The sequence below is a fragment of the Peptoniphilus sp. Marseille-Q6390 genome (assembly GCF_965119475.1).
This window is the reverse complement of the sequence record NZ_CBCPLS010000001.1, coordinates 198,375-220,982: the sequence shown is the minus strand read 5'-3', so window position 1 is coordinate 220,982 and position 22,608 is coordinate 198,375. Positions and strand designations below refer to the sequence as shown.

Here is a 22,608-nt window from a genome sequence, read left to right as displayed (position 1 = left end):
GTATTGAAGGGAAGGACTTAATTAAGTCTTTACTTTATAAAATATAAGGAGGATTTATGGAAAACTTATTGTCAGTACCTATTAAAGACGATATATATTTTATAGGTACAAATGATAGAAAGACTGAACTATTTGAAGGAATGTGGCCACTACCAAAGGGTGTTGCTTACAACTCTTATGTGTTAAAGGGAGAAAAAAATATACTTTTTGACCTAGTAAGAGTTAACACTATTGACGATTACATTCAAAAGATCAATGAAATTATTGGAGAAAATGAAAAAATTGATTACATAGTAATCAATCACATGGAACCAGACCACACATCTTCAATTAAGACAATCTTGGACATCTATCCAGATGCAAAACTTGTTACAAACAAGAAGGCTGTTGCCATGTTAAAGAACTTCTACGAAGTTACAGACAACATCATCGAAGTTAAAGAAGGAGAAACTGTAGAACTTGGAAATAGAAAGTTAACTTTCTACATGACTCCAATGGTTCACTGGCCAGAATCTATGGTTGCCTACGAAGAAGCAACTAAGACTCTATTCTCACAAGACATCTTCGGTGGCTTTGGTACACTTGATGGTGGAATCTTTGACGACCAAATCGAATATGATTCAAACTACCTAGAAGAAACAACAAGATACTTCATCAACATAGTTGGTAAGTATGCAACACAAGCCCTAAAAGCTCTTAAGAAGCTAGAAGGTCTTGATATTGAACTTATTTGCCCAGACCACGGACCAATCTGGAGAAAAAATCCACAAAAGATTATCGACATCTACACATCACTTGCTAAGCAAGAAACAATCGACGGCTGTGTAGTAATCTTCGGTTCAATGTATGGTAACACAGAAACAATGGCAGAAGCAGTTGCAAGAGGACTTTCTGAAGGCGGACTTAAGAATGTAAAAGTTCGTGACATCACAAAGACTTCTTACTCTTACCTACTTTCTGACATCTGGAGATACAAGGGAGTTATCTTGGGTTCATGTTCTTACGACAACAACCTCTTCCCTCCAATGAACTACCTATTGACAGAAGTTTCTCACCAAAGAATGAAAAACAACTACTGGGGAATCTTCGGTTCCTACTCTTGGTCAGGTGGAGCTCTAAAAACTCTAAAGAAATACATGGAAGATGGCAAGTACGATGTGCTTGACACTCAACTTGAAATCCAAGGTGCAGCAACACATGAAGAGTTACAACAACTTATCGACTTCGGTAAGGAAATGGCTGCAAAGATCCTAGCAAAAGAAGATTAATAAAAATTAAATAAATAAAATAAATCTCCACTTATGTGAAATAGGTGGAGATTTTTTATGTAGATTTTTATTTTTAAATTAGTTGGGATTTTTATTTTTTGGATATTTTAATTTTGTTAACTTATAATTTTTGAATCTCTTATAATTCTTTAAGGCTCTTTCCTCTCAATTATTTGTTAACTTCCTTCTCTCTTCTTAGTTCTTATAAATAAGCAAACTATTAAATTATCAAATTTTTCTGTTAAGAAAAAATAATCTCGCTAATACTTCATAAAGTTTTTAAATTTCCTAGGCCCTCTTAAAAAATTACATAAAAAAAGAATGTCCTTAATCAATTAATTAAAAGACATTCTTTTCAGATATTTAATTCCATCCAATTTAAACTTTTTGGTTCAATCACATCTATCACCTATATTCTTCATTTTACCAAAGCCCTATATAAATTAACATTTTTGAAAGTTCCCTACTCTAGGACTTTCTGCCATTTATATAAAAACTAAGAGTAAATAACAATTACTAACTAAACTATTTACCATCGTACTTTAATTACATCTTCAATTTCAATTTATATAAAAGCCTTTTTATAAGAGGCTAATAAATTTAAATAAAATCAAATACGTTTTACTTTTTTATTGGATGGAATTGTCATTGTTCACAAATAAGAAAAATCTTCAAGCTTTTTATTGCTTTATCACGTTAATCTTATTTGGTACTATTATTATACCACCCAAAAGAAAAATGTAAACACTTTTTGCAAAAATTTTTAAAATTTTTTTATAATTTTTTATAGTATAATTTGACATAGAAGGAGGTTATTATGAACACATTAATCGGATACAAAAAATGCAGCACTTGCAAAAACGTAGAAAAACTTTTGCAAGAAAAAAATATTTCCTACGACTACAGAGAGATCGACAAGGACCTCTTAAGTGTTGATGAACTTAAAAAAATTAAAGACCAAGCAGGAGTTGACATCTTCAAACTCTTTAACACATCAGGAGTTAGGTATAGGGAGCTAAACCTAAAGGACAAGAAGAAGGACATGACAGAAGAAGAAATCTTCGAGCTCCTATCCACTGACGGCATGCTAGTTAAGAGACCAATCCTCTTAAAAGACGGCAAGGCTTACGTAGGCCCACAAGTTAAAAAATATTTAGAAAGTCTGTAAAATTAAATTTAAAAGCAAAAGAAGTGCAAGAAAAATAATCTTGCACTTTTTGTTTTTATAAATTTTAAATTTGCTAATAAAAAACCAGGGTCTATTAAACCCTGGCAAAAATTTTTATTCGCCCTTAAAAAATTCGTCTATAGCTAATGCGTCTTCTGCGCTTATTAGGACTGTGACTTTGTCGCCAAGCAGAATCAAGTCGTCGGCTGTTGGGACAAATTCGCTGCCATCTCTTTCGATGGACATTATTATTAGATGTTTTGGAAAGTTTATTTCTCTTAGGTCCTTGCCCATGTTTTTGAAGTCGTCTGTGATTGTGTATTCAAAGACTGAGTAGTCACCAAGTTCTCTTTCTTTTGGACTTAGTAAATTTTTGTCCTTTAGTTGTCTTTCAAAGAGAGTGTCGTAAATTGGTGCAACTCTTAGAGCTTCTGCCACGTAGTATGAAACCATGACTACAATGGATAGGGCTATCAAGTGCTCAAAGGTTGATGTCATTTCTGATACCAATATTATTGATAGGATTGGACTTCTCACAACTGATGCAAGGATTCCGCTCATGCCCAAGATTATAAAGTTGATGTAGAAGGCATCTACTCCAAAGCTCTTGTCTAGGAAGGCAAAGACTAGGGCTCCACATGATCCTCCTATTACAAGTACTGGCAAAAAGATCCCGCCTTGGACTCCTGACCCGTAGCAAAAGCTTGTGTAAAATAATTTTACTAAGAGGATTGCAAGTATATATTTTACTGCAAATCTATGTCTTGCCATATTTTCTAAGAGGCCGTGTCCTCCACCTGTTCCTTCAAAAAACATAAAGCCAACAAGAATTGTAACTCCCATTAGTAGGGCGTATTTTAAAATTTTTGAATTTATTTTTTTGAATAGGTCTTGAAATTTTGTTATTAAGTAGTTGTAAACTCCTCCCACTAGGCCTGTCAAGATTCCTATTAGGATGGCAACCCAAATGAGTTTCATAGGTAGGGACTCTGTGACAAAGAAGGAGAAGGATGTTTCTTGTCCCATTATGATAAAGGAAATGTAGTTTGCAGTTATTGATGCAATTAGGGCTGGCAAGAGGACAAATTTTGAGTAGGACTTGTGGAGTTCCTCTATTGCAAAGATGCAACCAGCTAAAGGTGCGTTAAAGGCCGCTGCAAGTCCTGCTGCTGCCCCTGCTGTTATCATGTACTTGAGTTCATCTGGTGGCCTCTTTAAAATTTTGCCAAGTGACTTGGCTGCTGCTCCACCCATTTGGATTGATGGACCCTCTCTTCCTAGAGAAAATCCCATTAGGTTTCCCAAGCCTCCTCCAAGGATTTTGGAAACTAGGGTTGGAACTTCTTCCATCCTAAACTTACCCAGGATTTCGCCACGAATTTGTGGTATTCCACTGCCTCCTGATAGGGGCGCCCACTTTAATAATTTATAAATTATAAAGGAAATGATTGCTCCCAAGACTATTAAAACTATTAGAGACCTTATATTAAATTCCTTGTAGAGGAAGGACCTGTAGAGGTCCATCTTCATTATCACAAACCTGTAGAGGACAGAGAATAATCCTGCCAGAGCTCCCACCATCAGGGAGTCTATTAGCATACTAAATATCAACTTGTCCTTGTTACTTATATCATTTTTCATCTTTTTCACCCCACATTAGCTTTTGCCAATCTTCTTTTTTTAATTTCAAAATTTCTATATAATTTTTCTCTCTTTCAATTTTCTCTGGGATTGTATAGAAGTTTAAATTTAATTTTTTTATTTTTGCTCCTTCTATATCTGCAATAAGTTTAAACTTCTTGGATCTTACAAAATTATAAAATCTGGCATTTACTAATACCTTCCCATCGTGGTATATGAGTTTCTTGGAGTCGGGATAGTAGGACATCCTAAAGGACCTCTCGTTTATCTTTCCCCTTAGGGTTCTTAAATTTCCATTTTCCTCTGGCTCGATGTAGATTCTTGTGTCTGGAAGTTTTAACTCCATGTAGTCTTTTATAGCTAGGGCATACTTATTGTCGTCGGACTTTAGTTTCAAGAGGTTTAGGTCTTCATCTGTGTAGATGTAGAAAATTATTTGGTCTCTCTTGTCTAAGTCCCTTGAAATTTTTGCAAATTCCTTCCTCAATAGGTCTGCAAAGTAGGAGTAAGGAAAGTAGTTTTCTTCATAATAAAAATCCTCTATCTTCGCAAAAAGGTCTTTTAAATCTTTAGACCTGACCTTCACCTCGTAGGACCTGCCCGAAAGTTTTTTTACCTTGGTCCTTCTTATTGTCTCTGCCCATTCCTTCTTCACGTACTTTTTAAGTTCTGTGTTTTTCTCAGAAAGTGAAACTGGTGGGAGAAATAATTTTTTGTTGGATATGTCGTAGCCAAGGTCGTACATGACCTTGGAGTCACGTGATAGGTTGACCATGGTGTTCCTGTCAATGTAAAGTGGCAAGTCTGATATGTCGTCTCTGTAGAGATAGACGTCGCTATTTACAATTTTTTCTCCATGGGTTTTTATCTCATGGTCCACTTCTCTTCTCTCGTGGTAATATCTTTCCTTCTTGTTGGGACATTGGTAGCTTATTATATTTAATTTATCATTTTTATTATCTTCAAGGCTCAACCTTATTCCGTAGTCGCCACTGTCTTTGACCTTCCTAAAGATATCAGAGAAGCCAAAGTCTTGGATGTTTTTATCTACATAGGCAAAGATTCTGTCGTCAACGGTGTAGAGAATTTCTGCAACAACTTTTTTTGGATAACGATTAAAGTTGTAGAGGGCAAAAAAAATTCCCAAGCCAAGGAGACTTATTAAGATTAAAGTTTTTTTCTTCATAGTATCACTGCTTCTTATTTATTAATTATAGTTTACAATAAAGCTTGACTTCATTGCAATTAAAAAAGGCACCAATTAGGTGCCAATTTGTCGTGATTTATAAATTTTTATTTACATCTCAAAATCTTTTCGCCAGCTTCCAAATTTAAAGTAGAGTGCCATAATCATAAAGTTTGCAAAATATGAAACTGGATAGATGACAGAGATTACTCTTATTGAATTGAATATTGGCATTGCGAAGTAAACTACCACGAGCCTCAAGATACAAATTGTTAAAAGGGAAATAATCATTGGTCCCATTGCGTGTCCACTTCCTCTTATGAAGCCAGAGATTGTTTCCGAAAGTCCAAAGGACCAAATGCCAAGACTTAAAATCTTTAGGAAGTCGGCACCATAAGCAACAACATCTGGGTCTGGATTGAAGATTGCTATTAGTGGACTTGCTAGGAAGTAGGCGATAAGTGATAGGACAAAGGAAATTCCAAATACTATTATTAAGGATACCTTCATGCCTTCACGAAGTCTGTCAAACTTCTTAGCTCCAAAGTTTTGTCCCGAGAAAGTTGTTGCCGCAAGGGCAATGGCTTGTAGGGCCATAAAGAGGAAACCGTCAATCCTTCCTTCAGCAGCAACACCGGCTATGGCATCGGGCCCAAAGGAGTTTATCTTTGCTTGGAAGATTACGTTGGTTAGAGAAAGAAGCGCTGTTTGAACTCCTGTTGGTATTCCAACTTCAAAAATCCTCTTAGCTTCATGCTTGTGAAGTTTGATTTCACTCTTCCTAAGTTTATAGGATGAGTCAGTCTTTAAAAGTGAATAAGTTACAAGTATTGCTGAGGTAACTTGGGAGGCAAGAGTTGCTAACCCTGCACCTAGAACTGACATTTGTAAGTATCCAACTAAGATTAAGTCCAAGATAATATTTACTAGAGCAGAAACACATAAGAAGTTAAAAGGTCTCTTGGAGTCACCAGTTGCCCTCAAGATTGAGGCTCCCATGTTGTAAATAAGTATGGGAACTGTACCCAAGAAGAAAACTCTCATGTAAGTTGTTGCATCTTGCAAAATTTCTGGAGGCGTGTCCATTATCCTCAAGAAGAAGGGCGTTGTAAAATATCCAAAGGCTGTTATTAAAAGTCCTGAGATAAGTCCAAGGAAGTAGGAACAACCTACAGACCTCTTTAAGGCTTCTCTGTCATTGGACCCGTAATAAAGTGAAATTATTACAGAGGCACCAGTTGTTAGTCCCAAGAAGAGTCCAATTAATAAGTTGGAAACTGGTCCTGTTGCACCAACTGCTGCCATGGGGTTCTTGCCAGCGAATCTTCCCACTATCATAAGGTCCGCTGTGTTGTAAAGCTGTTGCAAAAAGTTTGTGAGAAGTAGAGGGATGGCAAACATAATTATCCCTTGGACAATTGATCCCTCTGTTAAGTTTATATTTCTATTTGGTCTTCTTTTTCTACTCATCCAGATACCTCACAATCCCTATATAAATTTTCTTAAGTTCTCCAACCTTGCTGTTTAGTAGCTGACCATCTTTTATATCAGATATAGCATAAGTAATGTTAGCACCAAGGCAAGCTCCATACTCGTCACCTGTATCTGCATCCATACCTGATGGGATGTCAACTGCAATAATATAGTTGCCGTGGGCATTAATAAGATTAATTAGTTTCTTATAAAAATCATTGAGGGGCCTATTTAGTCCAATGCCAAAGATTGCGTCAAGAGTAACTTCATTGACTTCCATGGATTCAACTAGGTCATCAAAATCATTTTCATCTTCAATATAATTTATTTCAGTAAGTTTTTCTAAGATCTCAAGGTTCTTAGCAAATTCTTTTGTCATCTTGTCTCCAAGAACAAAGACTTCAACGAGCTTGCCATTTAAAATCAAGTGCCTTGCGATGACAAGTCCATCGCCTCCGTTGTTTCCCTTACCGCAAATTATTGTGTAGGAATTATACTGATTAATTTCGCGATAAATTCCCATTCCCGCGTTTTCCATTAAAATAAGAGAATCAATTTTGTATTCATCTATGGTTCTCTTTTCTAGTTCTATCATTTTATTTTTTGAAATTGTCACAGTAATTCCTCCTCTATCCTATTATATGCTATTTACTAAAAATTAAAACCTTATAGGCTTTATTTCTTCTAAGTAAATCAATTTTTTAATTCCTTAATGTATTTGGTGGCCCTTAAAATTTAAATTTTTGATAGCTTGATGACCAAGTTCTTAACTCTTAATTAACAATTTTTAAAAATAATTGTATTTAGCTATTGATATTAAGTATCATTTGGCTTATAATTAACTCAGGTTAAGAAATTAAAAAAAATTAAATAAATAAAATTTACGAATTTACATAGGAGGATATTATGACAAATTATCTTGATCTTGCACAAATGACAAGACCCGAGTTACTTGGTTGCGCTACAGAAATCTTTGAAAAAATTTCATGTTGTGGTAAAACTTCTTCTCTTGATGAGATTAAAAGACAAGTAGAAAACTTGAACACCTTTCTCTATACATACTTTTTAATTACATACAATAAGGACCTTACTTACCTACATACAGAGTTTTCAAACAGACTTGAAGGTTCGCTTACAGAGGCAGATGTTAAAATCATTGGACACGACTTAATCGAAGCTTATTCAAACTCTCTTCTTGATGCCCTAAGTTTTTCTAAGAACGAAATCATCGACAAGGCTTTAAAAATTATCAACGAAGAGTTTAGCAAGGGGCTTGGACTTGAAGACCTTGCAAACAAACTTCATCTTTCAAAAAATTATCTTTGTTCACTTTTTAAAGAAGAAACTGGTTTTACTTTCTGCCAGTACCTAAACACTTTAAAGACAAACAAGGCAAAGAAGCTTCTCTTAGAAGACAAGAAGACTCTTGAATACATTTCTTATGAGTGTGGATTTTCTTCACAACCTCATTTCACAATGACTTTTAAAAAGTACACAGGCAAGACTCCTAAGGAGTACAAGATGAGCCTACTAGCTGGATAATAATTTATTGAAATCCTCCAATTTTTACTATATTATGTAGTAATTGGAGGATTTTATGCTTTTTAATTCTTTTGAATACCTAATCTTTCTCCCTATAGTTGTAATTTTTTACAACTTGCTCAGGGGAAAATTTAAAAATATATTTTTGCTCTTAGCAAGCCTTACATTTTATAGCTTTTGGAATGTGAAGTACACCTTCCTCATGATTCTTTCAATTCTCATCACCTACATGACGGGGATCTTTATTGAAAACAATCGTGACTCCAAGGCTAGGATGAAGCTTGCTGTCTTTTTGTGCTTTTTTATAAATTTAGGCATCCTATTTATCTTCAAGTATTTTAACTTTTTTATGGACTTGGCAAGTAAGATCTCTGGTGGCAACTTTAACATAGCCCTTGACCTTCTCCTTCCCGTTGGGATTTCCTTTTATACCTTCCAGGCTCTTGGTTATACCATTGACGTCTACAGGAAGGACCTTGAAGCTGAAAGGTCACTTATTGATTACGCCCTCTTCGTTTGTTTCTTCCCTCAACTTGTAGCAGGTCCCATTGAGAGAAGTAGGAATCTTCTTCCACAAATAAAAAACCCCAAGAAGTTTTCTTATGAAAATCTTGTGAGAGGCTTGCAGCTATTTTTTTATGGAATGTTTTTGAAGTTAATCCTTGCCGACAGGGCTGCAATTTTTGTCAACGATGCCTTTAGTAATTACCAAACTTATTCTAAAGAATTCTTATTAATTGGTGGCTTCTTGTTTACCCTACAAATTTATTGCGACTTTTATTCCTATTCAATTATGGCAAAGGGGTCTGCAAAAATTCTCGGCATCTACCTAATGGATAACTTTAAGGAACCCCTTCTTTCAAAATCCATCACAGAATTTTGGCGACGCTGGCACATTTCTCTTTCCACTTGGTTTAAGGACTACCTATATATCCCACTTGGTGGCAACAGACATGGCGAGTTGAGAAAGTGCATCAACCTTCTCATTGTCTTTTTAGTTTCTGGACTTTGGCATGGGGCAGAACTTTCCTTTGTCCTCTGGGGACTTATCCACGGAGTCTTTAACATCCTGGAAAGCCTGCTAGGGATAAACAAAAGTAAGAAATCAAATTTTTTATTGGACTTCTTTAGGAGGGTCTTGACCCTAGTAATTGTTGTTTTTGCCTTTATCTACTTTAGGGCAGAGAACATCCACCAAGGCAATGCTTACATCTTGGGAATTCTTAAGAACCCATCAAGTAACAATCTCTTAGAAGAAATTGCAAATTCAAAATTCGGTATCGCAAACCTCTATCCCCTTGGCATTGGAATTTTTATCTTACTTATCTTTGACATCATAAAATACAATAAGATAGACCTTTCAGAAAAGATATTCAAACTCTTCTTGCCAATAAGGTGGATAGTTTACCTTGTCTTCCTCCTTGCCATAATAATTTTTGGCATTTATGGCCCAGAGTTTTCTGAGTCAGCCTTTATTTATTTTCAGTTTTAGGTGGTTTAATGAAAAAATTTTTAAGAATTTTAAAATCCATAATTTTTCTTGGCATCTTAATTTTTGCCTGCCTACAACTTAATAATTTATTTATAAGAAAGTCCCTTTCGAAACCTTGGGACATGGGAAATAAAATTGGTGGATTCTTCAACGAAAGTGAAGACTACAAGGCAATGTTCTTTGGCACAAGTCATGCCTACTGTTCCTTTGAGCCACTTTATATTTACGAAAAAACTGGCATAAAGTCCTATGTCTTGAGTTCTCAAAAGCAGCCCCTAAAGATTACAGCAACTTATGTAAAGGAGGCCCTTAAGAGAAAGAATCCCGAAGTCATCTTCGTCGACATCTACGGAGGGATTTTCAAAATTACAGAAGACTTGGGAGTTGTAAATTCTTATTCCGACTACCTTCCCATGTCAATCAACAAGCTCAAGATGGTAGGAACTAAAGTCCCAAGAGGCTTTAAGGCCACTGCCCTCTTCCCCCTCGTCGCCTACCATTCAAGGTGGGATGATCTAAAGGATGAGGACTACCACTTTGACAAGAAAACTTATAAGGACTACCTCAAGGGCTATGTCCTCTTAAAGGACCAAAGCCAAGACTTTAAAAAAGATATAATCAAGGATAAAGAAGACTTTTTAAAGTCTGTAGCATCCTTTGACGAGAAAGCCTATTTAAAAGAAAACTTAAAGGCCATTGACGAAATAATAGAAACTTGTCAAAAAAATGGAGCCCAAGTCTACTTTGTGAAGACACCAATTTATTCTTACTCTTACTATGCAGACAACATAAAAGTTTTTAAGAAATACCTAGAAGAGCGTGGGGCAAAGTTTATTGACTTTAACGAATTTTATCACGAGATTGGACTCTCTAAAGATAACTTCTACGACCCCCATCACCTTAACGTCTCTGGTGCTGAAAAATTTAATGACTTCTTTATCGACTACATGAAGAAGGAAGGAGTCTTCCAAGAAAATCTTGCCAAGGACAAGTCATGGCTTGAAGACTTGAGAACTTACAATATAAATAAATCTTGATAGACTAAGTCAATTAGACTTAGTCTATTTTTTTATTTATTACACTTTAATGGGATAATATTCATAAGTTGAAGCTTTTTAAAATAAATACGAAAATAAAATTATAAGCTTTCCTCTATAATTTCTTGATTTTTATTAAATATGATAATAGAATATGTTTAAAGGAGGTTTTTATGACAATTAGAGATTTGGAAATATTTATCGAAGTATGTAAGACAAAAAATATGTCCAAGGCTGCCGAAAATTTAAAAATTTCTCAGCCAACCGTTTCTCATGCAATTTCACAAATTGAAAATGAATACAATGTCCAACTATTCGATAGGATTTCAAAAAAATTATACATAACAGACGTTGGCTTAAGATTATTTGATTATGCCAAAAATATTTTGGAACAATTTCAAAATACTGTTATTTACCTACAAGGTTCATCAGCTGGACACAGTATCAACCTTGGAGTTAGTTCATACTTTAGCTCACAATTTCTATTAGAAATTATTAATGAATATGAAAAATTACACGAAGATGTAAAGATTAGAGTTTATGTTGACTTACGTGAAGAATTACTTAAAAAATTAGATGCCGGTATAATTAACATAGCAATTATAGACGGAGAAGCAGACCTTGATAAAATTGTTTCTGTTCCTTTCTACAAGGATGAAATTTATGTTATTTCATCTAATCATTCTGATTTAAAAGACAAGCCTGTCCTAGATCATGACGACCTAAAGGGCAAGAAGTTTGTTTTAGGTTATCTTGGTGAGCAATCAATGAAAAATCTTCATTCTTACTTGAGAGATACTAACATCCCAATTGATATTAAGTATATCTGCAAGAACAAGGACATGGTCCTAAATATTGTTAAGTCTTCTGACGCAATATCTTTTGGTGCCAAGTCTTCCTTTAACGATGACGATATCATCATGCACAGGGTTAAGGATTTAGACATTTCTAGAGACTACAACTTGGTTTACCACAAGGAAACTTACCTAAAGAAAAACCTAAAGGACTTTGTTCAATTTATCAAGAATAAGTTCAAAGAAAAAAATTAAGATGGAATTACAATTCTTAAAATTTTTAGAATCAATCCACTCCCCCATCCTAGACAAGCTTATGGTTTTTATAACAAGTCTTGGCAATGGGGGAATCTTTTGGATTGGCCTTGGTCTTTTTTTCTTATTACAAAATAATAGGACCTCAAAAAAGAAGGCCCTTGGTCTATTCCTTAGTTTAATTATTTTTTCTATTGTGGGACTTTTGATTTTGAAACCCCTCATCGGAAGACCAAGACCCTTTATGATTGAGTCTTTTAATCTTTTGATTAAGCCCCCTATGGGTTATTCCTTCCCGTCAGGTCACACAGGATCATCCTTTGCCTCAGCCTTTGCTCTTTATTATTACAATAAAAAAGAAGGCATACTTGCCCTCATCTTGGCTGCCTTAATAGGATTTTCACGTATGTATTTATCAGTCCACTATCCCACAGATGTCCTAGCAGGCCTTGTCCTGGGAGGTCTATCAAGTCTAGTGGCTACAAAAATAATAAACAAGAAGTATAAAAAAACTACCTCATAAAAATTTTTTAAGAGGTAGTTTCTTTTTTTGCGATTTTAATATTTAATTCTTCGCCAAGACTTCCATAAATTTCTTGATATTCTTCGTAGACATTTTTAAGTCTATTTAAGTTGAAGTCAATGGCTTCCTTGTCCTCAAGCATGTCCAACTGGTTGAGGGGAAATCTTTCAAACAAAATAGAAATTTCTATCTCAAGATCCTCCCTCATCTTCTCAAGATCTTCGTTTGTCATCTCAAGTTCCCTTGGCTTGTCCTTCTTTAAAAATTCTTCAAGCCCTTCCTTGTCAGCATTTTTAAAGTCATTTCTCGCCTGGTCAAAGTCTTCAAGAGAAAAGTCATAGAGCTTGGGGCTGTAATAAAAGATTACCTGCCTAAAGAGGTCTTCAACTTCCCTCAGCTTGTCATCATCTAGGAGTCTAGTCTTGCCTACAAAGTTCTCCTCTTCTCTAAGCTCTTCAAAGTCTCTCTCGAATTCTTCATCTACCTTCTTCTTGGCAAGGTCTGGAGAAAGTTTATCCAAGAGTTTTATGTTTCTTCTAAGCTTTCTAATATTTAAATTTAGGGTATCTACATAATTTTCTAGTTCACCAAAGATTTCCCTGTACTTGTCTTCAGTTTTGGGGATCAAGTTTATAAGTGTGTCCTCCCTTACAAAGATAAGTTCCGACACCAAAAATTTCAAATAGCTTCTTTCCATTTAATCACCTGTCTGGTCTTAAACTTTATTACAAGTCTTCTAATATGTCAACGCTAAAGACATTGTAAGAAAAAACTGGCAACTTCATAAATCCCCTTAAGTCGTTGTAGTCAATGTAGGACTTGTCCTTGTTCCATCCATCGTAAACATGCAAGAACTTTAACTTCATTCCCCTAAACTTGTAAATTGAGTAGCCTGAAACAACCAAGGAGTGGTTCTTATAATAGCCTGACCCCAAGTTCATAAGTATAGGCTTGTAATTATCAATCTCTCCCCTTACGTGGGAGTAAAAGTTGCCGAGATAAATTCCCCTTGCCCTTATGCCAATTTTATTTTTCTTGAAGTAGGAGTTGGCAATGTGGGAGATCAAAAGAGGAAGGGTGCCAATGCTTTTGAAGTAACCATTTTTCTTGGCAATACCAAAGACTTCATCGTAAATTTCAAATTTATTCTTGTCCTTGAAGTAATAATTTATAATCCTAGTGAGGCTTGCTATGGTGCAGTTGTTGTGGCTGTCCTGAAAATCCCTTTGCAAGAAGTCTGGCAGGTCCAAGTCACTGGACTCAATAAATCTTGCCCCAGGATAAGTCCTTTCTACATAAGTATCTAAGTTTGCAATTCTATTTTTTTCCATTTTTTCCTCCCAGCCTATTTATACCCTTGAAAGAAATTTTTATTTGCCTTGGCTTCTCCTTGGTCCAGGCATATTAGCCATGTGACTCCAATAACTTCTTTGCATATCTCCCATCCTGTCTATATCTCTTTTTCGTTTGTCAGGAGCAACTTCATCATAAAAGGAAAGCCAAAGGTCAAAGAAGGCATCAGTAGACTTCATGTCCTCTGACATTTCAAATTCAAAAAACTTGCCCTCTTCTCCATTATAGATCACTGCCTTATTCCTCCTAAAATCTGCAATGACAAAACTTTTGTTGGCAAGCTTACTCTTGAAGTGTCTATAAACAAAATATAGGATGTCATTTTGCGGTTGGAACTTGGCAAAGAGGAGGCCCTTCTTTTCTTCAAAAGGGAGGTTCTTGTAGGAGTTAATTTCTCCTGAGACCCTATCTAATAAATTCTTAAAGTCTTTTACATCCTTATCATCACTTTCAAGATAATAAAAGCCATGGAGGTAGAGCTTCTTCAGAGTTCTGGCTATGGCAAGCTCCTTCTTCTCACTGGGCACAGCGAAGACCTTTAAGATTGAGTCGTAAAAGGAATAGGAGAAGTTTTTTATTATAGACTTCCTAACCCTAAGGGCCTTGTCCTCTTCTGTGGGGCACTTGATCCTTTCTTCTTTGGAATTAACCTGGCTTACTCTTTTTGAAATTGAGTCCACTTCTTCTAAGACCTTGTAGGCATTAAAGATCACTGTGAAGAGTCCCTCAATTGTCCCGTCGTATAAGTAAATCATACTAAGTCCTTCTCTCCTCTCTTTATAAATTAAAATAAGACTTATCTAAAATAAAAGCTTATATCTTTCTACAAGGTCATTCTAACATTGAAACTTCCGTTTGTAAACAAATTTTCTTTTACTAGGTTTTTGATGGTTTTTTATGTTCTTGTAGCCCTTTATGACTTTATAAACTTCTGCAAGTTAATAAGTATTCACGACTTTATAATTTTTTACAAACCCATAAGAGTCCATGACTTCACAAGTTTTTATGACCTAATGACTCCCCATAAGCTAATTAATTCCACAAAAAAATCTGCCCTAAGGCAGATTAATATTTCTTATTTACAATTAAATTATCACATTGAAAGCTTGCCAGCGTTGGATATATAAGATGAAATTCTTTCCATTGCTGCAAGAGTCTTTTCATAAAGAAGTCCTGATTCAGGATTACAAATTTTTTCCCTCATCCTAATCATGTGGTTGTTTCTAAAGGCTGATGCCTCTTTTTGAACAAGCTCGTTAGATTGACGCATGAAGAGAACTCTCTCGTCTTTTTCCATGTCTCCGTCATAGGAGTGGAACATCTTGTCAATAATTGCGTTTATTTCTCTCAATTCGTCAAAGGTTACATCTGTGAACAAAAGACCTTCGTCATTTTTTAACTTGGCAACTTCGGCAATGTTCTTGGAGTGGTCCCCAATTCTTTCCATGTCCCTTGATATTCTAAGGTAGTTTGCGAAGTTAGCAGAAGTCTGCTCGTTCATAGATAGCCCCAAGGAATCAATTATAAAGGCTGAAATTTGTTTGTTGAGGTAGTTGATAACTTTCTCTCTCCTAAAAACTTCTTCGTATTTTTCTTCGTCAAATTCTTTTAAAAGTTCCACTGAGTGTTCGTAGTTCATAGTAACTACATCAAGTAGCCTTCTCACCTCTGCCTTGACGTCAGTAAAGGTTGCTGGTGCATCCTTTACAACATTTAAGTTGATGTACTTTAAAGACATCTCTTCTTGTTCCTTGTCAATACCAGGAATAATCTTAAAGGATAGGTCTGCAAGTTTCTTGGAGAAAGGAATTAATAAAATTGTTGTTACAATGTTAAATAATGTGTGAAGGTTGGCAATTTCTGCTGCCGGCAAGTTCCTTGAGAATCTTATTACTATCTTGTCTATTGGAATGACAAAAGATGCGCATACGAAAATTATTGTACCAATAATGTTAAATAGAACGTGGACTAGGGCAGTCCTTCTTGCATTCTTAGAAGATCCAACTGAAGATAAAACAGAAGTCACACAAGTACCAATGTTAAATCCTAGGATTATATACATGGCAGAGTGAAGGGATATTACACCTTGGTTGGCAACGGCTTGCAAGATACCAAGGGATGCTGATGATGATTGGAGTAAGGCTGTTATACCTGTACCTGCCAAGACTCCCAAGATTGGATTGTCAAACTTCGTCATCAAAGTTGTAAATCCAGGATAGTCCCTTAGTGGTGCCATGGAGTCACTCATAAATTGCATACCCATGAATAAGAATCCAAGACCGATAATTGATTGGCCTATATATTTTTTCTTCTTACTCTTGGAGAAGGTGTTCAATAAGAAACCTACAAAGGCAATTATAGGTGCTAGGGTTGAAATATTTAGGGCTACTAATTGACCAGTGATTGTTGTACCAATATTGGCCCCCATAATAATTCCGACAGACTGATAGATAGTCATGAGGCCTGCGTTTACAAAACCCACAACCATTACTGTAGTCGCAGAAGATGATTGAATTACTGCAGTGACAAGAGCACCAACAAGTATGGATTTAAAAAAGTTCGAAGTCATCTTTTCAATGACAACTCGGAGCTTATCACCTGCGACTAATTCGAGACCCGAGCTCATCATTTCCATTCCATAGAGGAAAAGAGCAAGTCCTCCTAATAGTTCAATAAAATAATTAATTGACATAAGTCCTCCCAAATCTTTTTTCAATTTCATCTTACAATATAATTCCCAATTTTTAAAGACAAAGTAAAGATTTTGTAAAGAAATTGCTAAAAGAAAAAAGACGGCTAAGCCGTCAAAAATTATTTTCTTCTTTAATTGTTTTTATAATTCTCAATTTTTAATTTGCCCTTGAGGCCCTTAGGTAAAAGGGTATTGCCATTAATTGGGCAAGGATTGAAAGGCCAATCATAAGTGGAAGTGAGGCTGAATAGATTAGACCAAGGAGCCAGGACCCCAAGAACCAAAAAATTCCAAAGGAGCATTCAAAGATCCCATAGCCTGTGGCCCTGTTCTTCTTTGGAACCATGGAAGTGACAGCAGCCTTTAAGATTGACTCTTGGGCCCCCATCCCTATGCCCCAAAGGACTAGGCCAAATAAAATTGCAAGTTCACTTTTAAATCCAAAGATAAAGAAGGAGAAGGGGGCAGAAATTATTGTAGATATAACAAGGGCCCTTACTCCTTTTTTGTCATAGATATGACCAAAAATAAGGGCAGCCACAGCATCCACTAACATGGCTCCTGCGTATAAAAGTGGTAGAGTCTCTTCACTTATTAGCCTAAAAGTTTCATAAGATCCTCCAAGGCCTGTAAAGTTTTTGGATATGTGCATTATGACCAAGGCGTAGTCCATAAAGCCAAAGGCAAAGAATGAAATTCCAACAATATAGTAAATAAAGGACTTCTTCATGACAAAGGCTTCTTCTTTCTTTGCTTCAGGTTCAAAGGCCTCTGGGTTTGGAAACTCCCTCTTAGTTATAAATAAAAGGAGGATCGTAATAAAACCTGGGATTGCCAAGAAGGCAAAGGCAGTCCTATAAATTTCAAAAGTTGTGCCATCTGTTTTAAATAGCATGACTAGATATAAAAAGACTGGTCCCAAGAAGGCCCCAATTTGGTCTAGCATCTCTTGGATCCCAAAAGACTTACCGACTCCTTCTTGACTGGCAGCAAAGGACATAATTGTATCCTTTGCAGGTTTTTTTATTGCCTTGCCCATCCTTTGAATGACAAGTAAGAGAGCAGCTGCAATCCAACCCTTTTTGCCAACAAGTGCAAGGGCCGGCACTGCCAAGATGTCTAGTATGTAACCAAAGATTACCATGGGCCAATACTTCTTCGTCCTGTCAGTTATTTTTCCAAAAACATATCTCATGGAGTAACCAATGAGTTCTCCCAGACCAGAGATAAATCCAATAGTTCCTGCCGAGGCACCAAGTAGGGCAAGGTAGGCTCCCCTGATGCTTGATGCTCCCTCGTGAGTCATATCTGAAAAGAGGCTGACAATTCCAAATAAAATTATAAAGGTCATGGCCCTTGAAAATCTTTTTTCTTTCATCTTATTTACTCCCAAAACTTTTCTTCATTATAAATTTATTTCTTCTTAACAAAAACTGTAATGCCGTTGATTATTATGGAAGCAAGAGTACAAACAAATAAGGTCTCTCTTATTGTTGGGATGACATCAAGGGCACCAGCAATATCTCCTTTTTCCAAGAAATTTGCCCCCATATTGTAAAATCCAAAAATAGCAAGGCAGGTAAAGGCCATGCTGAGGAAGCAATCCTTAGAGGAGTCCATGCCCCTTGACCAAGCCAAGACATTTTTTGTTGCAAAAAATATGGCAATAAGTCCAAAAATAATTCCCATCTTATCCTTCTTTCTTTAAAAATTCTTCTCTCGTAAGCAAGTTGACATTTACATCTCGCTTCTCATCCATGAGAGGAAGGTATTCGTCTCTTATTACTTTTTGAGGAATAAAGCCACACTTTTCTTGGACTCTCTTAGATTTTTCATTTCCTGTGTAGTAGCCACACCAAACCTTGGTCATGCCCAAGTCGCAAAAAGCATGTCTCAAGATTTCTCTTGCAGCTTCAGGCATAAGTCCTCTTCCCCAAAATTTTTTGCCCAGCCAATAACCAAGCTCGCACTCATCATCCCTATCTGTGAGCTTTGTATTACCCCTTAACTTCAATTCAATTGCTCCTATTGCATTGTTATCTTCTTTGAGGGCAAGTGCATAGGCTTCTTTTCCATTAAAAACATTTTTTATTGTCCTAAGGCTATCTTCAATAGTCTTGTGGGCAGGCCAACCTGCAACTGGTCCAACCTCAGGGTCCTTGGCATAGTCAAACAAGGACTCCGCATCATCAAGTGTCCATCTTCTAATAATAAGTCTTTCTGTCTCCATATTTTTAAATCCTATTCCAATCCTTTGATTTTAATTCCATAAATCTCTCTTCATTGCCCTCAAAAATTTTGCCCTTGAAGTCAACTTCATACATTACCTTCTTGCCCAAGTGCCTTAGACTTATAATGGCCTTATTGTTTTTCTCATCAACTTCAAAGTCTTCGATTTCATTCCAGGGCATTAATAAGAAGTCCCTCTTTGTTGAATTTGAAATCTCACTTTCATAAAGACCCTTGGGGCTAAAGTAGAGGATAAAGGTCCTTGACGAATCCATAGTGTAGAAGAGCCCACCTATTATCATAAGCTTAGCCAGTCCTGTCTTTAGGTCATTGGCCTTAAAGGCTGCTAGGTAGTTGTCCCTATCTCCAAATATTTTTTCAACTTTTTCACTAAATTCCTTCTTGTCATTAAATAATAATCCCATAAAAACCTCACTTAAATATAAAAACTTCCTTGATGTCCTTGCCCAAGACCTTGCAGATCTTGTAGGCTGTTTCAAGAGTTGGACTAATGGTGTTGTTCTCGTAGGCCATGATTGACCTCCTCTTGAGTCCCACCGCCTTGGCTAGCTTGTGTTGAGAGAGTCCTAGCTCTTTTCTGTACTGGGCAATTTTATTTTCTATTACTACATTTTCTATTTCCATTAAATCACCTGGTGTGTTTGGTTACATTTATAGTACCAAAATTTGTTCGCAACTTCAATAATTTTTCCAAAGACCAATTGTCAAATCAAATGCAAGACCTATGCTAAGAAACCAAAAAGTTTTCTTCTAGGCCCTGCCCCTTATGGTAAAACAAAAATAATTAAAGGTGCCTAGAAAAATCTAAGCACCTTTTTAATCTTCTAGATTTATATACACTTTTTGCCCATGGGGACATATTTTTGGATAGTCCAAATGTTTATTTAAGCTTTCCATTAGCTTATCTCCTGTTGCATGCTCTAAGAGGTCAGCCTGGTCGTGGATTTCATCTTCGTCAAAGTCTAGGACTTTTTCTAAGAACTGCTCCCATAACCTGTGGATGGAAATTAATTTTTTGGCGATTTTTTCCCCATCCCTTGTGAGATAAATTTTTTGATTTTCCACATAGACTAGGCCTTCTTCTGATAATTTTTTTATCATTTCTGTGACAGAAGGCTTGGAGACTTTTAAATAAAAACTAAGATCTTTATTTAGAGAGTAGCCTCTTTCTTCTATATCTTTAAAAATATTTTTTATATAATCTTCCTTGCTTGGGCTCATTTGATATTAAACTCCTCTAAAAGTGATGTATATTTATTATACCCCAAAGAAGTCAGCTCATAAATCATTTTGTCAGAATTTAAATTTATGAGTTTTTTCTTAGTTAAATAGAAAATATTTTTATCAGTTGTTGCCTTGTCCCAATTTAAGTGCTTGGCTATAGAGTCTGCACCAAGTTCTGCTTTCTCTTCTTCTCTTCCTTGGTGAGAACCTATGTGGATTAAAATAGAATAGGCCTTTATAAGCATCCTATTTTGATGTCTTACATAAATTTGTCCAATCATTCCATTCTTGTTAAAGATTAAGACTAGTAAAAACACTAGACCTGCCATAGCGGCAGTTGTTCCTGACATAGAAAGGTTTAAATAAGTCGCCACTAAGAAGCCCAACATACAGTTTATAAAGGCAAATATTGCTGATAAGAAAAGCATCTTTTTTAAGTCTTTACTTATAATATAGGCAGTTGCACTAGGTGTAATAAAGAAGGATATTACAAGTATGGCGCCTACACTGTCAAAGGAAATTACAGCACTTAATGATGCAAGACTCATAAGGGCATAAAATAATAACTTCGATGAAAAACCACTTATACTTGCAAAGTCTGGATCAAAGCTTGTAACTTTTAACTCCTTAAAAAAGACCACTATAAATAAAGTATTTACAATAAACATTCCACTTGATAGGACTAGGGCCTTTGGAAGTTCAAAGCCCAGAATAGTTATTGTATTAAGTGGTGCAAGTATTACTTCACCCATTAGGACAACGTCAGTATCTAGGTGGACATTTCTTGCAAATTTTGTAATTAAAATTACTGCAAGGGCAAAGAAAAGTGGAAAGACTATTCCAACTGCATCGTCGTTTTTTACAAGTCCAGTGTTGGATAAGCTTTCTATTGCGTATACAGTGATAAGCCCAAAGACTGCGGCTCCAAGTATTAGTATAGGCGATTCAATGTCCTTCGTTATAAAATATGCAAGAACTATACCTAAAAGGACAGAGTGACTTATGGCATCTGTTAGCATGGAAAGAGATCTAAGCATTAGGAAAGACCCAATTCCAGCGCAGCTTAAGGCTGTCATAAATAAAATAATAAAAATCATTATATTCATTTGTAGGTCATCCTTCTTCTGTACTTTGCTATAAGACCCCTAGGTCCAAATAGAAGAGATAAAAAGGCAAGACTTGTCATTATTACAATAATAGTCGCCCCTGTACTCATGCCGTCATAAACTGTTGATATATAGGTTCCAAGGACTGCAGAAAATCCTCCAAGAGAACTTGCAATAGCCATTACCCTAAAGAAGTCGTTAGACCACTGTAAGGCTGCAATGGCAGGGACTATTAAGAGTGATGAAATTAAAATTGCTCCAACTATTTTAAGTCCTGTCCCAATTAAACTCATGGCAGAAATCATAATAACTGCATAGATAAATTTTTCGTTTATGCCAATGGTCTTGGCATAGACTTCATCAAAGATAAAGACCTTGATCTCCTTATAAAACAAAGTTATGAGTAGTAAAACTGCAATAGAAATTACAAGAATAATTTTTACGTCAGTCTCCATCATGTAGGCAGCTTGACCAAATATATAGTTAGATAGGCCTGATTGAGATGCACCCCTGTAGTTTGGATTTCCTTGGATATGGGACTTAAGTGCCATACCAAGGCCAAAGAAAGAGGATAGGACAATAGCCAAAATTGTATCAAGACCAATCTTTGAATTCTTATTTATGACTTGAATTAAGATAAAGGCAATGGATCCTGAGAAAATTGCTCCAAATAAAAGGATAACAGGATTTCTCGAAGAAAAAACCATAAAAGCAAGGACAAGACCTGGAAAGGCTGAGTGCCCTATGGCATCTCCTATTAGGGACTGCCCCTTTAAAACTGTAATAGTCCCTAAGGCAGCAGAAGAAATTGCCAGAAGTAGGGTCCCAATAGCTACAACTAAAAAGCTATAGGAAGTTAAAACGTCAATTTTAAACATTTATCTCGCCTCCAAAGGCCCTTTCAATATTTTCCTTGGTAAAGACTTCTGAGACCTTGCCTTGGGCAAGAATCTTTTTATTTAAAATAACCAAATGGTCAAAATATTTATCCACTGTATTTAAATCGTGGTGGACCACAATAGAAGTTTTTTTATTTCTCTGTGATTCCTTTAAAAAACCCATTATTATGCCTTCGGTTTTTTTGTCAACACCAGCAAGAGGTTCATCCATGAAAAATATGCTGGCATCAGATGCAATAGCGCGGGCTATAAAAACTCTTTGCTTTTGCCCTCCTGACAATTGAGAAATTTGCCTATTTTCAAATTCCGAAAGGCCAATTTTTTCTATAGCTGCTCTGGCAATTTCCTTGTCCTTCTTGCTAGGCCTTTTAATCCAGCCACAGTGAATATACCTTCCCATTAAGACAACGTCAAAAACAGTTGTAGGAAAGTCCCAGTTGACTGAAGACGATTGGGGGATATAGGCAATTTCTTTTTGAACTTCTTTTAAAGATTTGCCCATAATTTCAACCTTGCCAGATAAAATATTTTTAAGTCCCAAGATTCCCTTTAGAAGAGTTGATTTACCTGCTCCATTGGGACCAATAATTGCAGTGATGGAATTATTTATAAAATCCACATCATTATCCCAGATTACTGGCTTATCGTCATAGGCTATAGTCAAGTCTTCAACCTTTATAATCACATCATTTTTCAATTTAATCA

At 36.0% G+C, this 22,608-nt stretch carries 25 protein-coding genes; 8 read left to right on the top strand and 17 right to left on the bottom strand.

Features of this window, described 5'->3' with window-relative positions; translation table 11 throughout:
• The first annotated feature begins 56 nt into the window (after window positions 1-56).
• Entirely contained in the window at window positions 57-1,268 is a 1,212-nt protein-coding gene (locus tag ACWPVO_RS01145; RefSeq protein ID WP_454206007.1) for an FprA family A-type flavoprotein, read from the top strand.
• Between the two features lie 817 nt (window positions 1,269-2,085).
• A complete protein-coding gene (locus ACWPVO_RS01140; RefSeq protein WP_060800647.1) occupies window positions 2,086-2,436 on the top strand; it encodes a Spx/MgsR family RNA polymerase-binding regulatory protein in 351 nt (116 codons plus the stop codon).
• A 114-nt stretch (window positions 2,437-2,550) separates the two neighbouring features.
• Here the strand turns inward: ACWPVO_RS01140 and ACWPVO_RS01135 are convergent, their stop codons facing one another.
• The 4 genes from ACWPVO_RS01135 to ACWPVO_RS01120 form a co-directional block, all read right to left on the bottom strand.
• Window positions 2,551-4,077 (bottom strand): ClC family H(+)/Cl(-) exchange transporter, encoded by a 1,527-nt coding sequence (locus ACWPVO_RS01135; protein WP_454206005.1) that lies wholly within the window; start codon window positions 4,075-4,077, stop codon window positions 2,551-2,553.
• A complete protein-coding gene (locus ACWPVO_RS01130; protein WP_454206003.1) occupies window positions 4,067-5,263 on the bottom strand; it encodes a hypothetical protein in 1,197 nt (398 codons plus the stop codon). The genes ACWPVO_RS01135 and ACWPVO_RS01130 overlap by 11 nt, the downstream gene beginning before the upstream one ends.
• Window positions 5,264-5,374: 111 nt before the next feature.
• Window positions 5,375-6,733, bottom strand: coding sequence for an MATE family efflux transporter (locus tag ACWPVO_RS01125; protein WP_454206001.1), 1,359 nt, complete (start codon window positions 6,731-6,733; stop codon window positions 5,375-5,377).
• Complete coding sequence (locus ACWPVO_RS01120; protein ID WP_412446262.1) at window positions 6,726-7,352, bottom strand: NAD(P)H-hydrate epimerase; 627 nt, start codon at window positions 7,350-7,352, stop codon at window positions 6,726-6,728. The genes ACWPVO_RS01125 and ACWPVO_RS01120 overlap by 8 nt, the downstream gene beginning before the upstream one ends.
• Before the next feature lie 290 nt (window positions 7,353-7,642).
• Here ACWPVO_RS01120 and ACWPVO_RS01115 point away from each other — a divergent pair, with 290 nt between their 5' ends.
• The 5 genes from ACWPVO_RS01115 (at window position 7,643) to ACWPVO_RS01095 (ending at window position 12,379) form a co-directional block, all read left to right on the top strand.
• Complete coding sequence (locus ACWPVO_RS01115; RefSeq protein ID WP_005955550.1) at window positions 7,643-8,278, top strand: helix-turn-helix domain-containing protein; 636 nt, start codon at window positions 7,643-7,645, stop codon at window positions 8,276-8,278.
• A gap of 55 nt (window positions 8,279-8,333) precedes the next feature.
• Window positions 8,334-9,770, top strand: coding sequence for an MBOAT family O-acyltransferase (locus tag ACWPVO_RS01110; protein WP_454205999.1), 1,437 nt, complete (start codon window positions 8,334-8,336; stop codon window positions 9,768-9,770).
• Window positions 9,771-9,778: 8 nt separating this feature from the next.
• A complete protein-coding gene (locus ACWPVO_RS01105; protein ID WP_454205997.1) occupies window positions 9,779-10,807 on the top strand; it encodes a hypothetical protein in 1,029 nt (342 codons plus the stop codon).
• Between the two features lie 173 nt (window positions 10,808-10,980).
• Complete coding sequence (locus ACWPVO_RS01100; RefSeq protein WP_005955449.1) at window positions 10,981-11,856, top strand: LysR family transcriptional regulator; 876 nt, start codon at window positions 10,981-10,983, stop codon at window positions 11,854-11,856.
• 1 nt (window position 11,857) lies between these two features.
• A complete protein-coding gene (locus tag ACWPVO_RS01095; RefSeq protein WP_454205995.1) occupies window positions 11,858-12,379 on the top strand; it encodes a phosphatase PAP2 family protein in 522 nt (173 codons plus the stop codon).
• A 7-nt stretch (window positions 12,380-12,386) separates the two neighbouring features.
• Here the strand turns inward: ACWPVO_RS01095 and ACWPVO_RS01090 are convergent, their stop codons facing one another.
• Genes ACWPVO_RS01090 through ACWPVO_RS01080 form a run of 3 tightly spaced genes read right to left on the bottom strand, consistent with a single transcriptional unit; the run spans window position 12,387 to window position 14,487 of the window.
• Window positions 12,387-13,076: a hypothetical protein gene (locus ACWPVO_RS01090; RefSeq protein ID WP_454205993.1), complete on the bottom strand. Its 690-nt coding sequence runs from the start codon at window positions 13,074-13,076 to the stop codon at window positions 12,387-12,389.
• A 28-nt stretch (window positions 13,077-13,104) separates the two neighbouring features.
• Window positions 13,105-13,710, bottom strand: a complete 606-nt coding sequence (locus ACWPVO_RS01085) for a C39 family peptidase (protein WP_454205991.1) — start codon at window positions 13,708-13,710, stop codon at window positions 13,105-13,107.
• A 39-nt stretch (window positions 13,711-13,749) separates the two neighbouring features.
• Window positions 13,750-14,487 carry a TIGR03915 family putative DNA repair protein gene (locus tag ACWPVO_RS01080; protein ID WP_454205989.1) on the bottom strand — a complete coding sequence of 246 codons (738 nt, stop codon included), beginning with the start codon at window positions 14,485-14,487 and terminating at the stop codon, window positions 13,750-13,752.
• Between the two features lie 87 nt (window positions 14,488-14,574).
• On the opposite strand from ACWPVO_RS01080, the gene ACWPVO_RS01075 reads away from it, so the two are divergent.
• Window positions 14,575-14,859: a hypothetical protein gene (locus ACWPVO_RS01075; RefSeq protein ID WP_454205987.1), complete on the top strand. Its 285-nt coding sequence runs from the start codon at window positions 14,575-14,577 to the stop codon at window positions 14,857-14,859.
• On the opposite strand, the gene ACWPVO_RS01070 is transcribed toward ACWPVO_RS01075, so the two are convergent.
• The 10 genes from ACWPVO_RS01070 to ACWPVO_RS01025 form a co-directional block, all read right to left on the bottom strand.
• The gene (locus ACWPVO_RS01070; protein WP_454205985.1) at window positions 14,826-16,424 is read right to left on the bottom strand and encodes a Na/Pi cotransporter family protein; all 1,599 of its coding nucleotides are present in this window, start codon (window positions 16,422-16,424) and stop codon (window positions 14,826-14,828) included. The genes ACWPVO_RS01075 and ACWPVO_RS01070 overlap by 34 nt on opposite strands.
• Before the next feature lie 157 nt (window positions 16,425-16,581).
• Window positions 16,582-17,802 carry an MFS transporter gene (locus ACWPVO_RS01065; RefSeq protein ID WP_454205983.1) on the bottom strand — a complete coding sequence of 407 codons (1,221 nt, stop codon included), beginning with the start codon at window positions 17,800-17,802 and terminating at the stop codon, window positions 16,582-16,584.
• Between the two features lie 35 nt (window positions 17,803-17,837).
• The gene (locus tag ACWPVO_RS01060) at window positions 17,838-18,113 is read right to left on the bottom strand and encodes a hypothetical protein (protein WP_454205981.1); all 276 of its coding nucleotides are present in this window, start codon (window positions 18,111-18,113) and stop codon (window positions 17,838-17,840) included.
• 1 nt (window position 18,114) lies between these two features.
• Window positions 18,115-18,654 (bottom strand): GNAT family N-acetyltransferase, encoded by a 540-nt coding sequence (locus ACWPVO_RS01055; RefSeq protein WP_454205979.1) that lies wholly within the window; start codon window positions 18,652-18,654, stop codon window positions 18,115-18,117.
• Window positions 18,655-18,658: 4 nt separating this feature from the next.
• Window positions 18,659-19,078, bottom strand: coding sequence for a histidine kinase (locus ACWPVO_RS01050; protein ID WP_454205977.1), 420 nt, complete (start codon window positions 19,076-19,078; stop codon window positions 18,659-18,661).
• A gap of 7 nt (window positions 19,079-19,085) precedes the next feature.
• Window positions 19,086-19,298 (bottom strand): helix-turn-helix transcriptional regulator, encoded by a 213-nt coding sequence (locus ACWPVO_RS01045; protein ID WP_085875570.1) that lies wholly within the window; start codon window positions 19,296-19,298, stop codon window positions 19,086-19,088.
• A 192-nt stretch (window positions 19,299-19,490) separates the two neighbouring features.
• Window positions 19,491-19,895 (bottom strand): metal-dependent transcriptional regulator, encoded by a 405-nt coding sequence (locus ACWPVO_RS01040; protein ID WP_005955481.1) that lies wholly within the window; start codon window positions 19,893-19,895, stop codon window positions 19,491-19,493.
• Window positions 19,892-21,004, bottom strand: coding sequence for a metal ABC transporter permease (locus ACWPVO_RS01035; RefSeq protein ID WP_454205974.1), 1,113 nt, complete (start codon window positions 21,002-21,004; stop codon window positions 19,892-19,894). The genes ACWPVO_RS01040 and ACWPVO_RS01035 overlap by 4 nt, the downstream gene beginning before the upstream one ends.
• Entirely contained in the window at window positions 21,001-21,882 is an 882-nt protein-coding gene (locus ACWPVO_RS01030) for a metal ABC transporter permease (RefSeq protein ID WP_454205972.1), read from the bottom strand. The genes ACWPVO_RS01035 and ACWPVO_RS01030 overlap by 4 nt, the downstream gene beginning before the upstream one ends.
• Window positions 21,875-22,600 carry a metal ABC transporter ATP-binding protein gene (locus ACWPVO_RS01025; protein ID WP_005955545.1) on the bottom strand — a complete coding sequence of 242 codons (726 nt, stop codon included), beginning with the start codon at window positions 22,598-22,600 and terminating at the stop codon, window positions 21,875-21,877. Before ACWPVO_RS01025 ends, ACWPVO_RS01030 begins: the two co-directional genes overlap by 8 nt.
• Window positions 22,601-22,608 lie beyond the last annotated feature (8 nt).

Coding starts and splice junctions, on each gene's coding strand:
- ACWPVO_RS01100 (WP_005955449.1), top strand. CDS start 10,981: ATGACAATTAGAGATTTGGAAATATTTATCGAAGTATGTAAGACAAAA.
- ACWPVO_RS01065 (WP_454205983.1), bottom strand. CDS start 17,802: ATGAAAGAAAAAAGATTTTCAAGGGCCATGACCTTTATAATTTTATTT.
- ACWPVO_RS01135 (WP_454206005.1), bottom strand. CDS start 4,077: ATGAAAAATGATATAAGTAACAAGGACAAGTTGATATTTAGTATGCTA.
- ACWPVO_RS01140 (WP_060800647.1), top strand. CDS start 2,086: ATGAACACATTAATCGGATACAAAAAATGCAGCACTTGCAAAAACGTA.
- ACWPVO_RS01055 (WP_454205979.1), bottom strand. CDS start 18,654: ATGGAGACAGAAAGACTTATTATTAGAAGATGGACACTTGATGATGCG.
- ACWPVO_RS01070 (WP_454205985.1), bottom strand. CDS start 16,424: ATGTCAATTAATTATTTTATTGAACTATTAGGAGGACTTGCTCTTTTC.
- ACWPVO_RS01105 (WP_454205997.1), top strand. CDS start 9,779: ATGAAAAAATTTTTAAGAATTTTAAAATCCATAATTTTTCTTGGCATC.
- ACWPVO_RS01060 (WP_454205981.1), bottom strand. CDS start 18,113: ATGGGAATTATTTTTGGACTTATTGCCATATTTTTTGCAACAAAAAAT.
- ACWPVO_RS01110 (WP_454205999.1), top strand. CDS start 8,334: ATGCTTTTTAATTCTTTTGAATACCTAATCTTTCTCCCTATAGTTGTA.
- ACWPVO_RS01095 (WP_454205995.1), top strand. CDS start 11,858: ATGGAATTACAATTCTTAAAATTTTTAGAATCAATCCACTCCCCCATC.
- ACWPVO_RS01045 (WP_085875570.1), bottom strand. CDS start 19,298: ATGGAAATAGAAAATGTAGTAATAGAAAATAAAATTGCCCAGTACAGA.
- ACWPVO_RS01125 (WP_454206001.1), bottom strand. CDS start 6,733: ATGAGTAGAAAAAGAAGACCAAATAGAAATATAAACTTAACAGAGGGA.
- ACWPVO_RS01030 (WP_454205972.1), bottom strand. CDS start 21,882: ATGTTTAAAATTGACGTTTTAACTTCCTATAGCTTTTTAGTTGTAGCT.
- ACWPVO_RS01040 (WP_005955481.1), bottom strand. CDS start 19,895: ATGAGCCCAAGCAAGGAAGATTATATAAAAAATATTTTTAAAGATATA.
- ACWPVO_RS01130 (WP_454206003.1), bottom strand. CDS start 5,263: ATGAAGAAAAAAACTTTAATCTTAATAAGTCTCCTTGGCTTGGGAATT.
- ACWPVO_RS01035 (WP_454205974.1), bottom strand. CDS start 21,004: ATGAATATAATGATTTTTATTATTTTATTTATGACAGCCTTAAGCTGC.
- ACWPVO_RS01090 (WP_454205993.1), bottom strand. CDS start 13,076: ATGGAAAGAAGCTATTTGAAATTTTTGGTGTCGGAACTTATCTTTGTA.
- ACWPVO_RS01085 (WP_454205991.1), bottom strand. CDS start 13,710: ATGGAAAAAAATAGAATTGCAAACTTAGATACTTATGTAGAAAGGACT.
- ACWPVO_RS01080 (WP_454205989.1), bottom strand. CDS start 14,487: ATGATTTACTTATACGACGGGACAATTGAGGGACTCTTCACAGTGATC.
- ACWPVO_RS01050 (WP_454205977.1), bottom strand. CDS start 19,078: ATGGGATTATTATTTAATGACAAGAAGGAATTTAGTGAAAAAGTTGAA.
- ACWPVO_RS01115 (WP_005955550.1), top strand. CDS start 7,643: ATGACAAATTATCTTGATCTTGCACAAATGACAAGACCCGAGTTACTT.
- ACWPVO_RS01145 (WP_454206007.1), top strand. CDS start 57: ATGGAAAACTTATTGTCAGTACCTATTAAAGACGATATATATTTTATA.